The sequence below is a fragment of the Lysobacter enzymogenes genome (assembly GCF_900106525.1).
Classification (GTDB): Bacteria; Pseudomonadota; Gammaproteobacteria; order Xanthomonadales; family Xanthomonadaceae; genus Lysobacter; species Lysobacter enzymogenes.
Window position 1 is genome coordinate 86,800 of the sequence record NZ_FNOG01000005.1, and the last position, 3,345, is coordinate 90,144.

A 3,345-nucleotide genomic window follows, 5' to 3' on the forward strand; every position below is an offset into this window, starting at 1 on the left:
GGTTCTAAGTCCATGGAGTCAGTGCGCCGTCGCGGGCGCCGCCGCGGCCGCGCGGATCTGCGCGACCAGTCGGGTCAGCACGTTGCCCGGTCCGGCTTCGAGGAAGGTGTCCGCGCCCGCGTCGAGCAGGCTGCGCACGCATTTCACCCACAGCACCGGGCGCACGATCTGGCGCACCAGCAGCGAGGCGATCACCGCGGCGGGCGCCTGCGCGGGGTAGAAGGTGCCGGTGACGTTGGAAATCACCGGGCGCTGCAGGCGGCCGAATTCGACGCCGTCGAGGAACTGCGCATAGTCCAGCGCGGCGTCGTGCATCAGCCGCGAATGGAACGCCCCGCCGACCGCGAGCCGCACGCAGGTGGCGCCGGCGGCCTCGAACAGTTGGGTCGCGCGGTCGATCTCCTGCGGCGGCCCGGACAGCACGGTCTGGGTCGGCGCGTTGTAGTTGCCGATGTCGACCGCGTCCAGGCCGTGCGCGAGCAGGGTCTCGGCGATGCGTCCGGATTCGAGCCCGAGCACGGCGGTCATCGCCCCGCCGCGCGCCTGCGCCATCAGTTCGCCGCGCTTTTGCACCAGGCGCAATCCCGTCAGCAGATCGAACGCGCCGGCGGCGTGCAGGGCGTTGTATTCGCCCAGGCTGTGGCCGGCGTAGCAGTCCGGCGCCGCGCCCTCGCGCTGCGCGCGCAGGCCGTGCAGCGCGTTGACCATGTACAGGCACGGCTGGGTGTAGCGGGTATCGGCGAGCCGGGCCGCGTCGTGCAGGCACAGCTGGCGCAGCGAATAGCCGAGCAACGCGTCGACCTGGGCTTCGATCGCCGCGTAATCGGCCAGATCGAACAGCTCGCCGCCCATCCCGGCTTTCTGCGCGCCCTGCCCCGGAAAGATCATCGCCAGCACCGGACTCTCCCTGCTTTCATCGGTGTGCTCTCATCGGTCGCGGCCTCAGGCTCGGGCGAAACGCCAGCTGGCCCAGGCGATCGTGCGCAGCCGCGGCCACAGCGGCATCGGCCGCTGCCACAGTTCGCGGACCAGATCGCGATAGACCCGCGGGCGTTTGCCGAACGCGCGCGGATTGCCGCGGAAACCGGCCAGGTCAAGCGGTACGTTTGGGAAATCGCCGGCGCCGGCGACCGCCAGCCGGTCGGGCTTGGGTTCGAACAATCGCAGCACCTGATCGTTGCCGAAGTGGTTGCTGACCACGAAGGCCTCGACCGCGTCGCTGAGGTCGACGAAGCGCACCGCCTCATTCGCGTGCGCGTCGTCGCCGGCGTCCAGGCAGGCCTGGGCGCGGCGCTGGAAATCGTCGATGCGTCCGGCGATGAACTCGGTGGCCTGCACCGCGCGGGCGTCGTCGAGCGACCAGCGCTCTTGCAGCAACTGCATCAGCGCCGCGCCGCGCTCGGGCAGGAACCACAGGTCGGCGACTTGGTGGTGGATCGCCAGCACCGTGAGCCGGTGCTGCGGCCAGCGGCACAGCAGCGACAGACCGGTCGAGAGCACCCAGCCGCCGCGATGCCAGGCGCAGCGATAGCCCAGCGGCGCGCGCCGGCTGCGCACCAGTTCCCATTGCTGGCTCTTGCGGCTGGCCAGGGTCGCGATCGGCGCGAGTTCGGCCGAGCGCGCGGCGACGGTGCGCTGCATCTGTTCGACGAAATCCGCCGGCAGCGCATCGTCGTCGTCGAGCAGCGTGGTCAGCAGCCGGGTGGTTCCGGCCGGCGCGTAGGGTTGCAGCCACTCGGTCGAGGTCAGATCGCGGGCGGGGTCGTATTCGTACAGGTGGGTGCGCGCGCGGCCCGCGACCAGCGCCTGCAGGCGCTCGCGCCAGACCGGCGGCAGCTCGCGGTCGATGACGATGAACCAGTCGAAATTCTGTTCGCTCTGCCCCAGCAGCGACGGCAGGCAGGTCAGCTCGAACAGCGAGAAGCGGAACGCCAGGCGCTCGGGCTGCAGCGGATCGCGGCGCAGCAGCGAGACCAGGACGCCGTCGAGGCCGGCGGCCGTGGTGGTATGGCGATAGCTGAAACGGGTGATGACGGCATGCCAGAGCATCGTTCAGGACACCGGGTCGGCGTGGAGGGTGGGTACGGGCCGTGCGGCGAGCCATTGCGCCGCGTACTGGCGCAGCAGCTCGCCGAAGCGCGCGGGGTTGTCGAGCATGACCGCGTGCCCGGCGCGCGCCACCGTTTCGATCGCCGCCTGCGGTACGCGCGCGGCGAACTCGTCGCACCAGCGCTTGTTGCACAACGCCGACACCGCGCCGCGGATCAGCAGCAGCGGCGCCGGGTGGCGGCCCAAGGCCTGCCACAGTTCATCTTCGATCGACGGCGCCTGCACCTGATAGCCGAGCGCGCGGTCGGACTTGAGCCGGTACTCGTCGGCGCCGAGCGGTTGCAGCGAATCGACGGCCATCGCTTCCAGCAAAGACGCCGAGGCCAGCGGCATCGACGTACGCAGGCGCTGCAGGTACTCGTCCGGCGAGCGGTAACGGAATTTCAGGCGCAGGAATTCCTCGCGGATGTGCGCCGAGGCCTGCGGACTCAGGCCCGGCCCGCCGTCGACCAGCACCAACGCCCGCGGCGGCCGCGGCAGGCGTTTCGCGGCCAGCGCCGCGACCGAGGCGCCGAGCGAGTGGCCGACCAGGACATAGTCGCGCAGGTCGAGCGCGCGCGCGGCGACGACCACGTCGTCGACGTGGTCGTGGATCGAATAACGCCGCTGCGGATCGTGGCTGGAGTCGCCGTGGCCGCGCAGGTCCAGCGCGGCCAGGCTGTACTCGGGCAATGCCGCTGCCAGCGCGCGCCAGACGAAACCGCCGTGGCTGAAGCCGTGCACGAGCAGGAACTGCGGCGAACGCCCGCCCCACAGGCGCGCGTGCAACGCCAGTCCGTCGGCGACGTCGATGCGCACCGACGCGTCGCTCATCCGCCGTTCCGGGCGCGGTCGGCGGCTTCCTGCAGGCGCAGCCGGACGCTGCGCGGGGTGAGGTCCTTCCAGACCTCGTCCACGTAGTCCAGGCAGGCCTGCTTGGCGGCCGGGCCGTAGGTCGTGCGCCAGCCTGCGGGGATCGCGATCGACGCGGACCACAGCGAGTACTGCTCCTCGTCGTTGATCAGGACGATGAAGTCCTGCGACGCATCGGCGGCGGCGCCGGACGCGGATTCGGACGCGGATTCGGGCGGGGTTTGTGAGCCGGACATCGTTACCTCGAACTCTCGGCGGGACGCGTCCCGCGCTTGCAGGGGCAGGCACGACTGTTGCGTACCCATAGTAGTGGCCGCCGCGCGACGGCGTCCATCGGCGCGCGCGCATGCGCAGCGCAGTCGGCGATGCGCATGCGCGCGAGGC

Annotated in this window: 4 protein-coding genes; all 4 read right to left on the minus strand. The window is 71.0% G+C overall.

What is annotated here, in order from left to right; genetic code table 11:
• Positions 1 to 18: 18 nt before the first annotated feature.
• The 4 genes from fabD to BLU84_RS14075 are packed head-to-tail and all read right to left on the minus strand — an operon-like array spanning position 19 to position 3,197.
• The gene (gene fabD, locus BLU84_RS14060) at positions 19 to 888 is read right to left on the minus strand and encodes an ACP S-malonyltransferase (protein WP_074868969.1); all 870 of its coding nucleotides are present in this window, start codon (positions 886 to 888) and stop codon (positions 19 to 21) included.
• A gap of 54 nt (positions 889 to 942) precedes the next feature.
• On the minus strand, positions 943 to 2,049 hold the full coding sequence (locus BLU84_RS14065) for a glycosyltransferase (protein ID WP_074868180.1): 1,107 nt from the start codon (positions 2,047 to 2,049) through the stop codon (positions 943 to 945).
• A gap of 3 nt (positions 2,050 to 2,052) precedes the next feature.
• Positions 2,053 to 2,922, minus strand: a complete 870-nt coding sequence (locus BLU84_RS14070; protein ID WP_074868183.1) for an alpha/beta fold hydrolase — start codon at positions 2,920 to 2,922, stop codon at positions 2,053 to 2,055.
• Positions 2,919 to 3,197 (minus strand): MbtH family protein, encoded by a 279-nt coding sequence (locus tag BLU84_RS14075; protein WP_074868186.1) that lies wholly within the window; start codon positions 3,195 to 3,197, stop codon positions 2,919 to 2,921. The genes BLU84_RS14070 and BLU84_RS14075 overlap by 4 nt, the downstream gene beginning before the upstream one ends.
• Positions 3,198 to 3,345 lie beyond the last annotated feature (148 nt).